This is a genomic window from Streptomyces sp. NPDC043876, from assembly GCF_056435825.1.
The window spans coordinates 189,434-206,639 of record NZ_JBWKDV010000008.1 but is presented as its reverse complement, the minus strand read 5'-3'; the positions used below and the strand labels follow the sequence as shown (position 1 = coordinate 206,639).

Genomic DNA, 17,206 nt, shown 5'->3' with positions numbered 1-17,206 from the left:
TGGAAAGCGGCGGGGCGCCGTCGCGGCCCCGCGGGGCGGACCTGGTCGGGGGAGGCGTCCGGTCAGTCGTCGAGATGGGCGCGGAACCACTCGATCGTGCGCCGCAAGCCGTCCTCGGCCGCGACCGCCGGTTCCCACTGGAGCTTGTCGCGCGCCAGCGTGATGTCCGGGCAGCGCACGGCGGGATCGTCGGTCGGCCGGTCGATGAAGGTGATCTGCGCGTGGGAGCCGGTGAGGTGCCGGATGTGCCGGGCGAGGTCGAGCATGGTCACCTCGACCGGGTTGCCGATGTTCACCGGCCCGCGCATGCCGTGGGCCGCCATCGCGAGGATGCCGGCGACGGTGTCGTCGACGTAGCAGAGCGAGCGCGTCTGCAGACCGTCACCGGTGACGGTCATGGGCACTCCGCTCAGCGCCTGCCGGATGAAGGTCGGGACGGCGCGCCCGTCGTAGCCCCGCATGCGGGGTCCGTAGGTGTTGAACAGCCGGACGATGGCGACGTCCGTGCCCAGGGCCGACGCGTGCGCCGTGGCCAGGGCCTCCCCGAACCGCTTCGCCTCGTCGTAGACGCTGCGCGGCCCGACGGGGTTGACGTTGCCCCAGTACCGCTCGCTCTGCGGGTGCTCCAGCGGGTCGCCGTACACCTCGGACGTCGACGCGAGGAGGAAGCGGGCACCGCTGCGGTGGGCCAGCGCGAGCGCGTTGCGCACGCCGAGGCTGCCCGCCTCCAGGGTGTGCAGCGGTAGCCGGAGGTAGTCGGCCGGGGACGCGGGGGAGGCCAGGTGCAGGACGAGGTCGGGCTCGCGGTCCACCGTGAGCCCCTCGGACACGTTGGCCTCGCGCAGCACGAAGTCCGGCCGGCCGATCAGATGTTCCACGTTCGCACGGCGGCCGGTGCTGAAGTCGTCGACACAGGTCACCGCCGTACCCGCCGCCACGAGGGCGGAACAGAGGTGCGATCCGACGAATCCGGCACCGCCCGTGACGACGGCGTGCGCCCAGCGGCGGGCGGGGGAAGGGCCCATGGTCAGCTCCTGGGAGAACGGGGAGTGTGCGACGCGGAAGACTCGGTGGAGCGGCTGCGGCTCCGTACGCGTCGGCCGGCCTCGAAGGCCGCCAGAGATCCCCAGCCTGCACGCGGGCGCCGCGGACGGCACGCCGACCGCGCATTCGAGTGGTAGCGCACCGTTACGGCCCGACCCCGTACCCCCGGGGTGTCACGGCCAGGACGGCTCGCACCGCGGCACCACCACGAGCTCCGGTACCACGCTCCCCACCGGCACCGAGAGCGCGTACATGACGGTGTCCGCCACGATCTCCGGGCTCTGCAGCATCGTCACGTCGGCATCGGGGAAGCGCTCCAGGATGAAGCCGGTCTCCATGCCGCCCGCGATGATCCCCGTGATCCCGATGCCCGCGCAGTCCCGCTGCGCCTCCTTGAACAGGGTGTGGGTGAAGGCGCGCAGGCCCGTCTTGCTGGCGGCGTAGGGACCCGCCTCCGTCCAGGTCCGGTTCGCCGCCGTGGACAGGATGTTCACGATGTGGCCGCCGCCCCGGGCGACCATGCGCCGGTAGGACTCCAGGCACAGGTACATCGGTCCCAGCAGGTTCGTCGTGACCACGCGCGTCACCTCCTGCGCCGAGAGCTGCTCGACGGCCTTGGAGACGTCCACCGCGGCGTTGTTGACGAGGATGTCGACGGCCTGGCCGTCCTCCTCCAGGTCCCGGAACACGGCCGCGACCGCCTCGGCGTCACAGACGTCCAGCTCCACGAACCGGGCCCGGCCGCCCGCCACCAGGAGGTCCGCGCACAGCTCCTGCGCGAGGTCCTTGCGCACGTCGGCCACCAGCACGGTGGCCCCCGCGGCGGCCAGCCGCCGCGAGATGGCCGCGCCCAGTCCGCGCGCCCCTCCCGTCACCAGCGCCTGCCTGCCGCTCAGCACGCCCTCGACTGCGCTCACGCTCCCACGCTCCTTCCGCACCGCGCGCGTCCGGTGTCCGGGCCCCGACGGCCCGGCGGCGGCGGCACGGCCCCACTGTGGCAGCGGCGACGGGGCCCGGCGGGGCGGGCCGCGCCGGGTGTCGCGGAGACGGCGGACAGCGGTGACCGGTCGTGCCGCGTCCGGACGGGTGAGGGCGCGCGCGCCGGTCCGATGGCGGCGACCCGCGGACAGGCGTGCGGTAGCTTCCGCTCCGCTGAGTCCAGGGACCGGTCCGTGCGGTCCGAGCCGGGTACGAGGAGGTCGTTTCGTGTTGTCCGGAGTGGTGAAGTGGTTCGACGGTGTCAAGGGGTTCGGATTCATCGTCCAGAAGGACGGAGGCCCCGACGTCTTCGCCCACTACACCGCGATCAACGGCGCCGGCTACCGGGAGCTGTGGGCGGGCCAGGAAGTGACCTTCGACGTGGTGCGGGTGCCGAAGGGGTTGCAGGCGGAGAACATCACGCCGCTCTGACGCGGGGCGCGGGGCGCCTGCACGGTGGTCGCGGTGCGCGCGTCGCGGGGCGCCGTGTGAGCAACCACACGCCGTTCCCAACTCGCCCCGGGGCGCGGGGAAACCGGCCCCGCGGCCGGCCGCCGGGTCCGGCGCGGGCCGCGCCCGGCGGGAAGCGTCTGCCACCATGGTCGCGGCACGGTGCGTCCCGGCCCGCCCGCACCCCGCCTTCCGGCCGTGCGCCGCCGGAGCGCGACGGTGCCCGCATCCCCCGTCGCCCGCCGCCCCCGCGGCCCTTCACGAGTGCCGCTCCTGTGCCTGCCTTCCCCTGCGCCCCTGCCCCGGCTCCTGCCCCCGCTCCGGCCGCCGCCTCCCCGTCCGCCCCCTCCGGCCCGCCCCCCGCCCCGATGGACCGCTCGCCGTGGCGCTGCCTGCGCTACCGCAGCATGCGGTGGTGGTCGGCGGCCGGCCTCGTGTCCAACGCCGGCACGTGGATGCAGCTGACCGTCCAGAACCTGCTCGTCCTGCAGATCACCGGATCGGCCGCCGCCACCGGACTGTCCGTCTCGGTGCAGGCCGCTCCCGGTCTGCTGTTCGGCCTGGTCGGAGGCGCCGCCGTCGACCGCTGGCCGCGCAAGCTGACCGCCGCCGCCAGTCAGGCCGTGCTCGGCGCCGTCGCCCTGGTGACCGCGGCGCTCGTCGCGCTGGACCTGCTCAGCCTTCCGGTGCTGATGGCCCTGGCGGCCGTCACCGGCCTGATCGCCACCGTCGACGGTCCGGCGTGCGCGCTCCTCGGCAACGACCTCGTGCGGTCCGAGGACGTGCCCTCGGCCATCGGGGTCGGCTCGCTCGTCCACAGCGCCGGCCGGCTCGCGGGCGCCGCCCTCGCCGCCGTCGCCGTCGGGGTCATGGGCACGGCTTCGGCCTATCTCGCCAACGGCCTGTCCTTCTTCTTCGTGGCCTGCGTCGTCCCTTTCCTCAAGCCGGTGCGCTCCGCGCAGCCGCAGGCCGCCGCACCGCCCGCGCCGGATCCCGGCGAGGGCTTCAGCGCCCGCCAGGGCCTGGCCTACTTCATGGGCCGGCCCCGGCTGGTGGCGCTCGCCGCGATGAACGCGGTCAGCGCCACCTTCGGCCGCAACTACTCGCTGACCCTGGTCGTCCTGGTGGCCGGCCCGCTGGCGGGCGACGCGGGGTCCTACGGGAAGGTCTCCACCGTCCTGGCGGTGGGCGGCCTGCTCGGCGCCGTCCTCGGGGCCCGGCTGCGCCACCCGGGAGTGCGCCTGGTGGGCGCCCTGACGGCGGCCGGAGGACTGCTCCAGGCGCTGGCGGGACTGTCCCCGTCCGTCGTCGCGCTGATGGTGCTCGTGCTGCCCATGGCCGTCGCGGAGTCGGTGGCCGACACGGCGCAGTCCACCGTCCTGCAGACCGACCCCCCGGCCCGGATGCGCGGGCGGGTCCTGGGCGCCTGGTCCAGCATCCGCACGGTGTGGAGCCTGGCGGCGCCGCCCGCTCTCGGCCTGATGATCGAACTGGCGGGGGTGCGGGCCACCCTGGTGGCGGGCGGCCTCGTCGTGGCGGCCTCCATCGCCTTCGGCTACCTGCTCCGGGGCCGCCGGTCCCGGCCCCCGCAGCCGCGGCTCGTGGGCCTGCGCCTGGCCGAGGTCCCCGCCTGAGGCGTCAGCCGGTGTCCCCCGCGGAGGCGGGGGGATCGCAGAAGGTGTCGAGCACGGTCTCGGGCGCGGTGCGGCGCTCGACCAGGGCGCGGGCGAGGTCGGTGGGCCGCTGGTGGTGCTGGGAGGCATGGGCGTGCAGTCCTCTGGCCGCCCGCTCGGGAGTGATGCGGGCGGTCGCCGCGAGCATGCCGCTGGCGGTGTCGAAGACGGCCTTGCCGGAGAGGACCGCCTGGGTTCGGGTGGTGAGGTCCTCGGTGCGCAGCCGGGCGTGGTCCCAGGTCATGAGGGCGGTGGTGGCGACGTCGGCGAGGGCGCACAGGATCCTCGTCTCGCCCTCGTCGAGCGTCAGCGGCCGGCGCGCGAGGAGGTTGAGGGCGCCCACGGCCTCTCCGCGGACGCTCAGCGGGAAGGCGTGTGCGCCGCGGTAGCCCGCCGCACGGGCCAGCGGCACGAAGTCGGGCCAGCGCTCCGGCCGCTCCTCCAGGTCGGGGGCGTGGACCACCTCGCCGGAGGCGAAGGCCTCGACGCAGGGCCCCTGGCGGATCTGCGCCTGCCACATCTCCGTCAGCTCGACCGTGTGCTCGGTGGCGACGGCGTGCCGCAGCTGCCCGCGGGCGTTGACGAGCATGACCCCGGCGGCGTCCACGTCCGTCAGGGCGACGCTGTGCCGCAGCAGCCTGCCGAGCAGAACGAGGCCGTCCACGTCGTCGGCGAGGGTGTCGCTCAACGCCACGAACGCTTCGGCGAGCTGCTGTTCTCGGATGCTCATGCCGGTGTCACCGCTTCCCTGCTCCGGCCCGCGAGTGAGGTGGGCCTAGTCATGAAACCTGATTCTCCCGGCGATGACGTCGAAAGCCGCCTCGGTCACGCTCTGGCCGGAGGCGAAGGCGTGGGCGCGCAGGCGGGCCAGCGCGTGCTGGGGGCCGACCCCGAGATGCACCATGATCATTCCGGTGGCCTGGTGGACCTCCTCGTGGTCGGTCTCCGCGTCGTTCAGCCACGAGCCGCCCGGTCCGTCCCCGCTGTCCTGCGCGTGCAGGGAGAACAGGGCGGTGGTGATCGCGTCGGCGGCGGGGAACACGAAGGAGCGGTCCCGCTCGGAGAGGGGGCCCGAGGTGTCGCGGTAGAGGTCGAGGGTGCCGATGGCGGCGCCGCTGCTGCCCAGCGGGAGGGAGAAGACGGCGCGCACCCCGAGGACGACCGCCTGCTGGGCGAAGACGGGCCACCGCCCCGCGTCCGCGCCGCCCGTGAGGTCCGCGGCCAGGACCGGGGCGACCAGCGTGAGGGCGGTCCGGCAGGGGCCGTCGCCCAGGGTGTACTGCGCTTCGGCGAGCCGGCCGGCCACGTCGTCGCTCGACCACCACAGGGTGCGGGTGTCGGGGTCCTCCCCGGACAGGGAGACCGAGGCGCCGGTGATGTCCATCAGGTCCACGCACGCCCGGCACAGCGCCGCCGGTACGTCGGTTCCCGTGACGTCCTGCACGGCTCCGCCGAACAGCCGGCGGAGCCGGTCCCCGACCTCGTGCGCCGGGTGCGGCGGTCCGCCTTCGGCGGGTACGTGCTCGGGGTGGAGGGGGTCCACGGCGCTTCACCTCCGGCAGCAGCCCGTGACCCCATCCTCCCGCATGGGGTCCGCGGAACGCACCATTGAACGGTCAACGGTCAACGGTCAACCGGGTGCGGGCGGGCCGGGGCGCGGACACGTGGCCCGCGCCCCGGCCCGGTCCCGGCCGTCCCGGCTCCCGCGGCGGCTCAGCTGGAGAGCGCCTCCAGCAGTTCGCCGACCTTCGGGTCGGGCAGGGCGCGCGCCACGTCGGCCTGCGCGACCATGCCGATGAGGTCGTGCCCGTCGATGACCGGCAGGCGGCGGACCTTGTGCTGGGTCATGGTGCGCAGGATCTCCTCGGCGCCGTCATCGGCTCCGATGGTCACCGCCTCGCCCTGGGCGAATTCCTCGGCCTTGCACTGAGCCGGGTCCTTGCCCTCGGCGAGGACCTTCACCACGATGTCGCGGTCGGTCAGCATGCCCTTCAGCTTGTTGTCGGTTCCGCAGATGGGCAGCGCTCCGACCCCGAGCTCCTTCATCTTCTCTGCCGCTTTCAGGATGGTCTCCTCGGCGCCGATGCAGTCGACGCCCGGCGTCATGATGTCCCGGGCGGTGGTCATCAGCGGTCCTCCTCGTGTGTCGTGCCGTACGGTTTCCTCCCTTGCGCCTGCCCGCCCGTGCCCGGAGCTAACGCCCCGGCCGCCGCAGTCCGGCGCACCCACGGAACGGGCGCAACTGCCGTGGTGCGGCGGTCTCCTCCTTCTCACGCACGGGGACGCGGGCCCGGATGTCCGCCGCGCGCTGCGCGGGCGGGCGGCGCAGCGCGGCCGTCGGCAGCCTCCGGTTCGCCTACCCGGAGCCGGGCTCGGCCATGCCGCGGTGGACCTGCGCTTTGACGCTGTCGGGCAGGACCCGGTTGGCGAGGCCCTGCGCCTTCGTCTTCCAGGAACCGGCCACCACCTTGTCCTTGCCGGCCATCATCGCCTTGAAGCCCTGCGCGGCCACCTGGGCGGCGTCGTCCTTCTCCGCGCGTCCGACCTTCGTGCGGAGCATGTCGGCCCGCTCGAAGAACTCGGTCTCCGTGGGCCCGGGCATCAGGCTCGTGACGGTGACACCGGTGTCCTTGAGCTCGTTCTGCAGGGCCTGGGCGAAGGACTGGAGGAAGGACTTGCTCGCGTTGTACACGGCCTGGAAGGAGCCGGGCATCGTGGACGCGATCGAGGAGGTGATCAGGATCCGGCCCGCCCCGTCCTCGACCATGTCCGGCAGGAGCCGCTTGGCGAGGGAGACCGTCGAGGTGATGTTCAGGTCGATGATCTCCAGCTCGTCCTCCAGCGAGGTCTCCACGAACGGGCCGCCCTGCCCGACGCCCGCGTTGAGGGCGGCCGCCGCGACCGGCCGGCGCAGCGCCGCGATCTCGGAGCAGAGCTTCTCCACGCCGCCGCGCGTGGCGAGGTCGACCCGCACCGCCTTCACCGCGGTGCCCTCTTCGCGCAGCGATGCGGCCGCCGCGTCCAGTTCGGCGTCCTCGGCGGCCACGACGAGGTCGAAACCGTTGCGGGCGCACTCGCGCGCGAGTTCCAGGCCGATGCCGCTGGAGGCGCCGGTGACGACTGCCAGGGGATTGATGGTTTCCATGTCGACCGCCTACCCGGTGTGGTCCGTTGGGACTGTACGTGGGGCACGGGGGGCCGGGACGCAGTCCGCGGGCCCGCGGCCCGCGCGGCGCCTTCCCGCCTTCCCGGCGGGCATGCCCGGTCGCGGGCGACGGAGGTACGCCGCTCACGGAACGGGCACGCCGTCACGGCCGGGTGCGCCGGTTTCGGACCGGCGGCCGCGGGCAGGCGCCGGGTGCCGCCCCGCGCCCAGAGCTGTGGGGCGGACCAACATCCTCCCGCCCACCGGCCTCAGTCGAGGCTCGTCAGGACCTGCGGCGACAGGTTCTTGATCATCGTGTTGGTCCACCGCATCTGCCGCAGCGTCTCGGGGTGGCAGGAAGAGGCGAGGGCGAGCAGCCGGTCGTCCTTCACCGCCTGGGCCGCCTGCGCGAGCATCTCCCAGTGCAGCGAGTTGTGCGTGGCGGCCAGGTGCAGGTCGCGCAGGTCGCGCAGGAGCAGCAGGCCGGTCTCCGGCCGCCGGCCCGCCGGCTCGGACGCCTTCTGCCGCAGCATCGCCATGAGCGAGTCGCAGGACCCGTCGGGCGGCCCCGCCAGGGTCAGGCCGTACGCGGTGCCCGCGTCGGCCAGGCGCTGGACGTGGTCGCGGGACCAGGCGGCGAGGTCGGTCGCGACGTGGTGGACCTCGTGGTCGGCGCGGTGGCGTTCCGCGGCGGCCGTCAGAGCCTCGGCCAGGTCCCGTTCGCCGTGGTGCAGCTCACGGAGCGTGGTCTTGATGCCGTTCACCGGTCCGCTCCCTCCGGGTTCCATGCGGTGTGCCCCGCCTGCGTCACCCGCGCCGCCGGTCCGCCGGTGGTGGCCCGTACCCCGTCGGCGGCGGAGGGGGCCGACGCGGTGGTGGTGGGCGCGGGGCTCGGTGTGCCGTCGCCCCGTCGGAGCAGGGTCAGGGCCGCGGCGGCCGTTTTGAACAGGGGCTGCTTGGAGGCCGGGTCCCAGTCGGTGACGGTGGTCTCGTTGGCCGCCCGGCCCGGTGTGGCGGCGTCGGGACCCGACCCCGCCGGGGTGTCCCAGTAGCCGTAGTGGAAGGGGATGAACAGCACCCCGGGCCGCAGGCCGGTGACGCGCAGCCGGCCCTGTACGGAGCCGCGGGGCGTGTCGACCCGGACCAGGTCCCCCTCGGCGAGGCCGAGCCGCGCCGCGTCGTCCGCGGAGCCCTCGATCCACACCTCGGGCGCCGCGGCGTTGAGTTGCGGGCTGCGCCCGGTCTTGGTGCGCGTGTGGAAGTGGTAGAGGGTCCGGCCCGTGGTCAGCTGGAAGGGGTACTCCTCGCTCGTCGTTTCGTGGGGCGGCAGGTAGGCGGCGGCCTTGAGCATGCCCTTGCCGTCCGGATTGAGCGAGCGGTACTCCACCACGCTGTCGGCGGCGCCGGTGACGAGGTCCTTGCCGTACTCCTCGCACACGTCGGGATGGGCCCAGGCGATCCCGTCGGTGTAGAGCCGCTCGGTGCCGCGGGGCGCCCGCTCGTTCACGGGCCACTGGATGCCGCTGCCGCCCCGGAGCATGCCGTAGGACAGGCCCGTGTAGTCGCAGGGCCGGCCGGCGCTGCAGCGCTTCCACGCTTCGAAGGCGGCCTCGGGGTCGTGCCAGGTGACCAGCGGTGCGCCGTCCTTGTCGCGGAAGTCCATCCGTCGCGCGTAGTCGAGGAAGATGTCGAGGTCGGCCCTGGCCTCGCCGGGCGGTTCGACGGCCTTCTCGCACAGGTGCACCGTGCGGTCGGCGTTGGTGAAGGTGCCGGTCTTCTCGCCCCAGGTCGCCGCGGGCAGCACCACGTCCGCGAACTCCGCCGTCTCGGTCCGGAACAGGTCCTGGACGACTACGAAGAGCCGTTCCTGCGACAGGATCGAACGGATGCGGGCCAGCTCCGGCAGCGAGACGGCCGGGTTGGTGGCGCTGATCCACAGCATGCGGATCGAGCCCTGTTCGGCGTAGCGGAACATCTGCAGCGCGTGGGTCGGGGGCCCGTGGTGCGGGATCGTGGCGGGCTCGACGTTCCACACCCTCGCCAGGTCCGCCACGTGCTCGTCGTTCTGCCAGTTGCGGAAGCCCGGCAGGTCACCGTTGGCGCCGCACTCGCGGGTGTTCTGCGCCGTGGGCTGGCCGTTCATCTGGAGCACGCCGGCGCCCGGCCGCCCCAGCATGCCGCGGAGCAGGTGGAGGTTGTTGACCTGCACGGCGGCGGCCGTCGCCTGGTGCGACTGGTACACCCCCTGCAACACGGTCGACAGCAGGCGCTCGGCCCCGCCCAGCAGCTCGGCCGCCTCGGTGATCCGCGCCGCGGGCAGGTCGCAGATGCCCGCCGCCCACCGGGGCGTGCAGTGCTCGACCCGGGCGGCGAGCTCCTCGAAGCCGACCGTGTGCGCCCGGATGTACGCGTGGTCCAGGCGGTCGGTCCGGATGATCTCGTGGAGCAGGGCGTTGAGCAGCGCCACGTTGGTGCCGAGCCGGGGGGCGAGGTGCACGGCCGCCCGGCGGGCCACCGGGGTGGGCCGGGGGTCCACACAGAGCAGGCGCGGCGGGTCGGTGCCCTCCAGCCGGTCCAGGATCCGCATCCACTGGACAGGCTGGGTCTCGGCGATGTTGTGGCCGAACAGGGCGATCACATCGGCGTGGTCGATGTCGTCGAAGCTGCCGGGCTGGCCGTCGCAGCCGAACGATTCCTTCAGCGCCTGGGCGGCGGTGGAGGTGCACAGCCGGGTGTTGCCGTCGAGGTGGTTCGTGCCGATGCCCGCACGGGCGAGGACCGCGAGCGTGTAGTACTCCTCCAGGAACAGCTGGCCGGAGGTGTAGAAGCCGATGGAGCCCGGGCCGCGCTCCTCCAGCAGCGCGCGCGAGCGCGAGACGATCCGCTCCATGGCGGTGTCCCAGTCGCTCTCCACCAGCCGCCCGCCCTCCCGCACCAGCGGCCGGGTCAGCCGGTCGGACGAGGCGTTGGCCTGCCAGCCGAACAGGTCCTTGGGGCCGAGCCTGCCGCGGTTGACCCGGTCCACCGCGCGCCCGCGCACCCCGACGATGCGGCCGTCGCACACGGCGATGTCCATCGCGTCGCCGTCCGAGTGCAGGATCGACGCCGCCTGTACCCACTTCTGTACCCGCGCCATGTCGAAACCGTCGGCCAGGTAGGTGTCCACCCGTGCCCGCCACGGCAGGTGACGGCCGTGCGGGACCCGGCCGCCCCAGGGTTCGGCGATCCGGTCCACCGAAGAGTTCATGACCACTGCCTCCTCGACCGCGGCCCGGGGTCGCTCACGGGCGTGCGGTTCAGCGGCCCCCAGCGCCCCCGTTGCCGTTTGATCTCCTGCTCCGCCTCCTCGATGACGCCCGCCCCGACCCAGCCCAGCGGCTGCACGTCCGTGACCAGGGGTTCGTTGTCGGGCCCGCGGCCCGCCACCGTGCCGTGCAGCAGCCAGGGGCGGACGCGGCGGTCCTTGACCCGGGGGAGGTGCGCGTAGTCGTACAGGCGGCGGGCCGCCCACAACCGCAGCGGGCGGTCCCGCCACCAGGGCTCCACGTCCATGGCGTTCGCCGACAGGCCGGGCAGGGCGATCCCGGTGAGGTCGTCCCGGCTCCCCGGTGTCCCGAGGTCGATGTCGGGCCCCCTCGACCACCGGACGTAGACGCCCGTGCGGCCGTCCAGGAGATCGGTCAGCTCGCCGAGCGAGCCGATCTCCGGCATGCGCGCATTCCGCTTTCCTTCCACGCGCGTCACCTACCCGGGTCGGTGCCGGGCATGCTGGCGAGCGGCCGTCCGGGGAGGCCGCCCGCGCATGCCGGTGAACGTGGGGGCACGGCCCCTCACGTGCCGTGGCAGGTGCCGCCGCGGACCATGTCCAGGTGCGTGACGACGACCGGCCGGGCCTTCTTCGCCGCGGTGACGGTCTCGCTGTCCTTGCCCTGCTTGATCTGCTGATCGATCATGGTGAGCGTCTTGGAGTGACCGGCTTCCTGGGTGGCCAGCCACGCCGTGTCGTAGCCCTTGCTCCCGGCCTTGGCCCGGACGTCGGCGAGCGTGTTCTGCTGCTCCCGGGTCGGGGTCTGCGACAAGGTGACGTTGCCCTTCTCGGCCAGGGCGGAGATGTCGGCGTCCAGCTTGGTGTGGTCGCGGACCAGCGCGGCACCGACCTGCTTGACGCAGTCCGTGGTCGCGTTCTTCTGCGCGTCCTGGCCGGCCGCGATCTCCGCCAGGTTGCTCTGATGGGCTCCCTGGACGAAGTACGCGTCCGCGCTGCCCGGGTCGGGCGCGGCCGTGGCCACGGACACTCCGGAGCACGCCAGGGCCGCCGTGCACACGCCGATGATCAGTCTTCTCGTACGCATGGTTTCCTCCCGCGCCGCGGGTGGTCCGGGCGGACCGCGACGACCGCGGCACTCGGCGCCTGTCCAGGCCGCTCAAGAACAAACCAGGGGCCCATCGGCACCGTCTCCGTACCCGGGGTGCCGCTCGGGGCGGTCGGGCCGGGGCCGGACCGGGCGTTGCGCGGCCAGGTGCGCCTCGGCGGCCAGGAGCGCGGCGTGGGCGTTGCGCTGGCCCGTGAGCAGGCACAGCGCGTACGCGGCGTCGTCGAGCTCGGCGCGCTGGGCGGGGTCGTGGGGCGCGGCCAGGGTGCGGCGGCGGGCGGCGCGGAGCCGGCTGAGCTGTTCGCGCAGCACCCGGGGCTGCGCGCCCGCCGCCGGGGCGCCGCCGACGGGCGGGGTTTGCGCGCGGCTGATCTCCAGACCCAGCAGTGCCTCCAGCAACGGGTCGACGGGCGCGCGGGTCCGCAGGGCGAGGACGGCCACGGAGAGTTCCAGGGTGCTGGTGCGCGCGGACCGGGCCGTGTTCGCGAGGATCCGGCGGGCGGTCGCGGCGGTGCAGGGAACCAGGGCCATCACCACGCCGACGGCCCGCGCGAGGGCGGTCCGGTCGGTGACGCCGTCCGGCGCGGAACGCGGCTGCGCGGGCACCGGACGGTCCGGCGCCGACATCTCATCCATGCGGGGGCTCCTTCGCCGGCTCCGGGTGAAGCCCGATGTCTAGTGCTGGGGCCGGAAAGGTTTGCCGGGTCGCGGTGTCCGGTGCGGTGCATCGCAAGGCGGAGGGCCGCGACTCGTACTGGACGTACCGTCGTGGTCCGACAACGCGGCGAGGTGCCGTGCCGGGCGCCGCGACACGGTGAACCTTTCCGGCCCCAGTACTAGCAGCCGCCGCCCCCGTCCCTGCCGGGCGGGCACTCGCACAGGTGGTCCGCGTCCCTCGATCCGAGCGTGTCCGGGCACCCGGCTTGACGCCCCCGGGTGACGCCGGGGGAGGGCCTGTGGCGCGGCTGGTCGGGTGGTCTGCGCGAGGTGCGGCGGATGCGCGACCCGGCGCGGGGCATAGCTAGGGGATGCCTCTGTCATGGCGCCCCTTGCGCAGAAGACGTGTGAACCCGGCCCCGCCGTCCGGGGCGGTCCGGCCGGCCGGACGGGTGCGGGTGAGGGCCGTGCGCGCCGCCCTGTGCGCGGGCGCGGTCGGCGCCCTCGTCGGCGGCTGCGGCGCCCCCGCCGCGCTGGTGGAGGGGGCGCAGAGCGCGGGCACGGGGTTCGAGCGGGCCCTGCGCTCCGGAGACCACGCGTCGGCCTGCCGGCTGCTGGCACCGGAGACGCTCGGGCAGCTGGAGCGGGACGGGAAGGCGACGTGCGCGCAGGCCCTGGGCGCGCAGGAGCTGCCGAAGGCGGGCGCGGTGCGCGCGACCGAGGTGTACGGACGGCAGGCCATGCTGCGTCTGGACGGCGACACGCTGTTCCTGTCCCGGTTCAGCGGCGGGTGGAAGGTCGTGGCGGCCGGCTGCACACCCCGGGGCGAGCAGCCTTACCAGTGCGCGCTGAAGGGCGGTTGAGCATGCGTTTCCTCTTCGTGACCTGCCTCGTCGTGGTGGTGGGCGGCCTGGGCTACTTCATCGCGATCGGGGCGATGCACCGATGAGCGCCGACCGGGACGACACCTCACGCCGGGACGACACCTCGGGGCGCAGGGGCGGCTTCTGGCGGGACAACAGCCTCACCCTGGCGTTCGGGGCGGCGTTCCTGCTGGTCCTGTTCGGGCAGGCGCTGGCCGGACACGCCGAGTTCAACGAACAGTTGGCCGTCGACGGGCTCCAGCGCGTCTCCCTGGGCGAGTACGTGACGACCTCCGACTTCGCCGTGGACGTCAGCGAGAACTGGCAGTCGGAGTTCCTGCAGTTCTTCCTCTACATCTTCGGGACCGTGTGGCTGGTCCAGCGCGGCTCACCCGAGTCCAAGGAACTCCACAAGATCGGTACGGAGTCCGAGCGGGAGCAGCGCCTGGGCGACCACGCACGGCGGGACTCGCCCCGCTGGGCCGCTGCGAAGGACTGGCGGCAGGGGCTGTACTCGCGCTCGCTGGGCCTCGTCATGGGCACCTTGTTCCTCGGGTCCTGGCTCGCGCAGTCCATCGCGGGCACCGCGGCCTACGACGAGCAGCAGCTGCGCCGGCTCCAGGACCCCGTCGACTGGGGCACCTACCTCACCCGGCCGGACTTCTGGAGCCGGACCCTGCAGAACTGGCAGTCCGAACTCCTGGCGGTCGCGGCCATGGTGATCCTCTCCGTGTACCTGCGCCAACGGGGCTCACCCGAGTCCAAGCCCGTGGGCGCCGCCCACACGTCGACCGGGGTCGAGGGCTAGGGACCTGAGGTCGGCCCGCCCCCGGCGATCAGCAGTTCGCCGACCGAGGCCGCCAGCGCCGCGCGGCCCGGTTCCGGCATCCCCGCGTCGGTGACGAAGCAGTCGACCCGGTCGAGGGGGGCGAAGCTGCTCAGCGCGACCGTGCCCCACTTGCTGTGGTCGGCCACCACGGCGACCCGCCGGGCCGTCCCGATCAGGGCCCGGTTGGTCTGCGCCTCCGCCAGGTTGGGAGTGCTCAGTCCGGCTTCCTCGCTCGCTCCGTGCACGCCCAGGATCAGCAGGTCCACATGGAGCGTGGAGATCACCATGTCCGCGAGCGGGCCGACCAGCGCGGCGGACGGGGTGGGGGAGCCGCCGGTGAGCAGCAGGGCCGGAACCCCCGCTTCCCCCCGCTCGCGGGCCGCGGACCGCACGAGTTCGGCGACGGGCAGGGAGTTGGTCAGCAGGGTCAGCCGCGGGACGTCGAGCAGCCGGGCGGCGACCGCGCAGGCGGTGGTGCCGGCCGAGACCGCCACCATGCTGCCCGGCTCGACCAGCCCGGCGGCGGTTTCCGCGATGGCCGCCTTGGCGGCGGTGGCCAGGGGCGTCTTGGCGTCGAACCCGGGCTCCTCGCCGCGGGCGCCGGGGGCCCGGACGGCGCCCCCGTACACCTTCTCCACCAGGCCGCGCGCCGCGAGCGCGTCGAGGTCGCGGCGGACCGTCATGTCGGACACGGCGAGCTGCTCGACCAGCTCGGTGACCCGGACGGCGCCTTCGCGGCGCACCGTCTCCAGGATGAACGAGCGGCGTTGCTGAGCGAGCTGCATGGGCGGCAGGATAGCACCCGGGGCTGTTCATTCTTGCGGAAGTTTGTTTAGTCTTGTTCGGTGAAGAAGAGCATCGCGCAACTCGCCGACGGCCGTGAACTGATCTACTACGACGTCGACGGCAGCCCCGCGCGCCGGACCGGGCCCGACCTCCGCCCGCTCGACCGCGTCGACAGCGACCCCGTCCTGCGGCAGGACGAAGCCACCGGGGACTGGATCGCCATCGCGGCCCACCGCCAGGCCCGTACCTACCATCCGCCCGCCGACGAGTGCCCCCTGTGCCCCTCCCGGGAGGGCAGGCTCAGCGAGATCCCCGCGGCCGACTACGAGGTCGCGGTGTTCGAGAACCGCTTCCCCTCCCTGGCGGGCGGAGCGGGCCGGTGCGAGGTGGTCTGCTTCACCCCCGAGCACGCCGGCGGCTTCGCCGACCTCACCCCGGAGCGGGCCCGGCTCGTCCTCGACGCCTGGACCGACCGGACGGCGGACCTGTCCGCCCGCCCCGGCGTCGAGCAGGTGTACTGCTTCGAGAACCGCGGGGCCGAGATCGGCGTGACGCTGGCCCATCCGCACGGCCAGATCTACGCGTTCACGCGGGTGCCCCCGCGCACCGTGAAGATGACGGCAGCGGCAGCGGCCCACCGCGCGTCCACCGGCCGCAACCTCTTCGAGGACCTCCTCGCCCGTGCGCGGGCCGATGACGACCGGGTGGTGCTCCGGGGTGAGCACTGGACCGCCTTCGTGCCGTACGCCGCCCGATGGCCCTACGAGGCGCACCTCTACCCGCACCGCAGGGTCCCGGACCTGACGCGGCTGAACGAGGCGGAGCGCGCCGAGTTCCCCGGTCTCTACCTGGACCTGTTGCGCCGCTTCGACCGCCTCTTCGACCGCCCGGAACCCACCCCGTACATCTCCGCCTGGCACCAGGCGCCCGCCCGCGGCGGCGACGAACTCGCCCTGCACCTGGAGCTGTTCACGGTGCGGCGGACGGCGGACCGGCTCAAGTACCCGGCCGGGACCGAATCCGGTATGGAAGCCTTCATCAACGACATCGCGCCGGAGACGGCCGCACGACGCCTGCGGGAGGCGATGTGAGCCCCGACCGCGACACCGCCCCTGGCCCCGACCGCGACACCGCTCCCGGCCCCGACCGCCACGCCGAGCACGCCCCCGGCACCGGCACCGCCCCCGCCCCCGCCCCCGCCCCCGGCACCGGCACCACCCCCGGCACCGGCACCGGCACCGGCACCGACCAGGCCGCGGCCCGGTCGGCGCGGGCCTTCGGCGCGCTCTACGGCGTCCCGCCCGACGGCGTCTGGTCGGCGCCGGGCCGGGTCAACGTCATCGGCGAACACACCGACTACAACGACGGCTTCGCCCTCCCCATGGCGCTGCCCCAGACCACCCGCGTGGCCGCCCGGCGCCGGGACGACGGCGTCCTGCGCCTGCACAGCGCCCTGGACGGCGGCCGGGTCACCGAGCTGCGCGTCGCGGACCTCACCCCGGGCGCGGTCACCGGCTGGGCCCGCTATCCCGCCGGCACCGTCTGGGCGCTGGCGGAAGCCGGGCACCCGGTCGGGGGCGCCGATCTCCACATCGACAGCACGGTGCCGACCGGGGCGGGCCTCTCCTCCTCGGCCGCCCTCGAATGCGCGGTGGCCGTCGCCTACGACGACCTGTACGGCCTCGGGCTGTCCCGCCCCGCGCTCGCCCGGATCGCCCAGCGCGCCGAGAACGGCTTCGCGGGCGTGCCCTGCGGGATCATGGACCAGATGGCCTCCCTGTGCTGCGCCGAAGGAGCCGCGCTCCACCTCGACAGCCGCACCCTGGAGCACCATCAGGTGCCCTTCGACCTCGCCGCCCACGACCTCGCGCTGCTGGTCCTCGACACCCGCGTGCAGCACGACCTCGGCGACGGCGCGTACGCCGCCCTGCGCGCCGGCTGCGAACGCGCGGCCGGCCTCCTCGGGCTGCCCGCCCTGCGCGACCTGCCCGCCGACCGGCTGCGCGAGGCGCTCGGCGCGCTTCCGGCCGAGGCCGTTCCCCTGGTCCGCCACGTGGTGACGGAGAACGCCCGGGTCACGGAGGCGGCCGCCCGCCTCGCGGCGGGTGACACGCCCGCCCTCGGCCCGCTGCTGACCGCCGGGCACGCGTCCCTGCGGGACGACTTCCGGGTGTCCTGCGCGGAGACCGACCTCGCCGTGGACGCCGCGCTCGCCGCGGGAGCGCTGGGCGCCCGTATGACCGGCGGGGGCTTCGGCGGCTCGGTGATCGCCCTCGTCCCCGCCGCCCTCACGGATCCGGTCGCGGCCGCCGTCACCGCCGCCTTCGCGCGCGCCGGCCACCACCGGCCGTCCGTCCTGACGGCCGTCCCCTCCCGGGGCGCGGCCCGCCTGCGCTGAGCCGCCGGAG

Annotated in this window: 18 protein-coding genes; 6 read left to right on the top strand and 12 right to left on the bottom strand. The window is 74.2% G+C overall.

Annotated features, from left to right (window positions below):
- Positions 1-62: 62 nt before the first annotated feature.
- Together AC0693_RS25070 and AC0693_RS25065 are read right to left on the bottom strand one after the other, a co-directional pair.
- Positions 63-1,025 carry an NAD-dependent epimerase/dehydratase family protein gene (locus AC0693_RS25070; RefSeq protein ID WP_469316138.1) on the bottom strand — a complete coding sequence of 321 codons (963 nt, stop codon included), beginning with the start codon at positions 1,023-1,025 and terminating at the stop codon, positions 63-65.
- A 192-nt stretch (positions 1,026-1,217) separates the two neighbouring features.
- Positions 1,218-1,961 carry an SDR family oxidoreductase gene (locus AC0693_RS25065; protein ID WP_469316139.1) on the bottom strand — a complete coding sequence of 248 codons (744 nt, stop codon included), beginning with the start codon at positions 1,959-1,961 and terminating at the stop codon, positions 1,218-1,220.
- A 289-nt stretch (positions 1,962-2,250) separates the two neighbouring features.
- Between AC0693_RS25065 and AC0693_RS25060 the strand changes: the two genes are divergently transcribed.
- Both AC0693_RS25060 and AC0693_RS25055 read left to right on the top strand, forming a co-directional pair.
- On the top strand, positions 2,251-2,454 hold the full coding sequence (locus AC0693_RS25060) for a cold-shock protein (RefSeq protein WP_356405887.1): 204 nt from the start codon (positions 2,251-2,253) through the stop codon (positions 2,452-2,454).
- 386 nt (positions 2,455-2,840) lie between these two features.
- Entirely contained in the window at positions 2,841-4,106 is a 1,266-nt protein-coding gene (locus tag AC0693_RS25055) for an MFS transporter (protein WP_478802941.1), read from the top strand.
- 4 nt (positions 4,107-4,110) lie between these two features.
- On the opposite strand, the gene AC0693_RS25050 is transcribed toward AC0693_RS25055, so the two are convergent.
- The 9 genes from AC0693_RS25050 to AC0693_RS25010 form a co-directional block, all read right to left on the bottom strand.
- A complete protein-coding gene (locus AC0693_RS25050; protein ID WP_478802940.1) occupies positions 4,111-4,875 on the bottom strand; it encodes a GAF and ANTAR domain-containing protein in 765 nt (254 codons plus the stop codon).
- Positions 4,876-4,920: 45 nt separating this feature from the next.
- Complete coding sequence (locus AC0693_RS25045; RefSeq protein ID WP_469331530.1) at positions 4,921-5,688, bottom strand: GAF and ANTAR domain-containing protein; 768 nt, start codon at positions 5,686-5,688, stop codon at positions 4,921-4,923.
- Positions 5,689-5,858: 170 nt separating this feature from the next.
- Complete coding sequence (locus AC0693_RS25040; RefSeq protein ID WP_478802939.1) at positions 5,859-6,272, bottom strand: CBS domain-containing protein; 414 nt, start codon at positions 6,270-6,272, stop codon at positions 5,859-5,861.
- 229 nt (positions 6,273-6,501) lie between these two features.
- Complete coding sequence (locus AC0693_RS25035) at positions 6,502-7,290, bottom strand: SDR family NAD(P)-dependent oxidoreductase (protein ID WP_478742486.1); 789 nt, start codon at positions 7,288-7,290, stop codon at positions 6,502-6,504.
- Positions 7,291-7,559: 269 nt separating this feature from the next.
- Positions 7,560-8,054 (bottom strand): hypothetical protein, encoded by a 495-nt coding sequence (locus AC0693_RS25030; RefSeq protein ID WP_478802938.1) that lies wholly within the window; start codon positions 8,052-8,054, stop codon positions 7,560-7,562.
- On the bottom strand, positions 8,051-10,537 hold the full coding sequence (locus AC0693_RS25025) for a molybdopterin oxidoreductase family protein (RefSeq protein WP_478802937.1): 2,487 nt from the start codon (positions 10,535-10,537) through the stop codon (positions 8,051-8,053). Before AC0693_RS25025 ends, AC0693_RS25030 begins: the two co-directional genes overlap by 4 nt.
- Positions 10,534-11,001 (bottom strand): DUF6098 family protein, encoded by a 468-nt coding sequence (locus AC0693_RS25020; RefSeq protein ID WP_478742483.1) that lies wholly within the window; start codon positions 10,999-11,001, stop codon positions 10,534-10,536. The genes AC0693_RS25025 and AC0693_RS25020 overlap by 4 nt, the downstream gene beginning before the upstream one ends.
- Positions 11,002-11,120: 119 nt before the next feature.
- The gene (locus AC0693_RS25015) at positions 11,121-11,642 is read right to left on the bottom strand and encodes a DUF4142 domain-containing protein (protein WP_478742482.1); all 522 of its coding nucleotides are present in this window, start codon (positions 11,640-11,642) and stop codon (positions 11,121-11,123) included.
- 72 nt (positions 11,643-11,714) lie between these two features.
- Entirely contained in the window at positions 11,715-12,299 is a 585-nt protein-coding gene (locus tag AC0693_RS25010) for a DUF5133 domain-containing protein (protein WP_469331545.1), read from the bottom strand.
- Positions 12,300-12,787: 488 nt separating this feature from the next.
- Between AC0693_RS25010 and AC0693_RS25005 the strand changes: the two genes are divergently transcribed.
- Positions 12,788-13,183 (top strand): hypothetical protein, encoded by a 396-nt coding sequence (locus AC0693_RS25005; protein ID WP_469316149.1) that lies wholly within the window; start codon positions 12,788-12,790, stop codon positions 13,181-13,183.
- An 82-nt stretch (positions 13,184-13,265) separates the two neighbouring features.
- The gene (locus tag AC0693_RS25000) at positions 13,266-13,991 is read left to right on the top strand and encodes a DUF6766 family protein (protein ID WP_478742481.1); all 726 of its coding nucleotides are present in this window, start codon (positions 13,266-13,268) and stop codon (positions 13,989-13,991) included.
- On the opposite strand, the gene AC0693_RS24995 is transcribed toward AC0693_RS25000, so the two are convergent.
- Positions 13,988-14,797 (bottom strand): DeoR/GlpR family DNA-binding transcription regulator, encoded by an 810-nt coding sequence (locus AC0693_RS24995; RefSeq protein ID WP_478742480.1) that lies wholly within the window; start codon positions 14,795-14,797, stop codon positions 13,988-13,990. The two genes, AC0693_RS25000 and AC0693_RS24995, sit on opposite strands and share 4 nt — an antisense overlap.
- 60 nt (positions 14,798-14,857) lie before the next feature.
- Between AC0693_RS24995 and galT the strand changes: the two genes are divergently transcribed.
- Together galT and galK are read left to right on the top strand one after the other, a co-directional pair.
- Positions 14,858-15,889 (top strand): galactose-1-phosphate uridylyltransferase, encoded by a 1,032-nt coding sequence (gene galT / locus AC0693_RS24990; RefSeq protein WP_478742478.1) that lies wholly within the window; start codon positions 14,858-14,860, stop codon positions 15,887-15,889.
- Entirely contained in the window at positions 15,886-17,196 is a 1,311-nt protein-coding gene (gene galK / locus AC0693_RS24985) for a galactokinase (protein WP_478802936.1), read from the top strand. Before galT ends, galK begins: the two co-directional genes overlap by 4 nt.
- Positions 17,197-17,206: the final 10 nt, after the last annotated feature.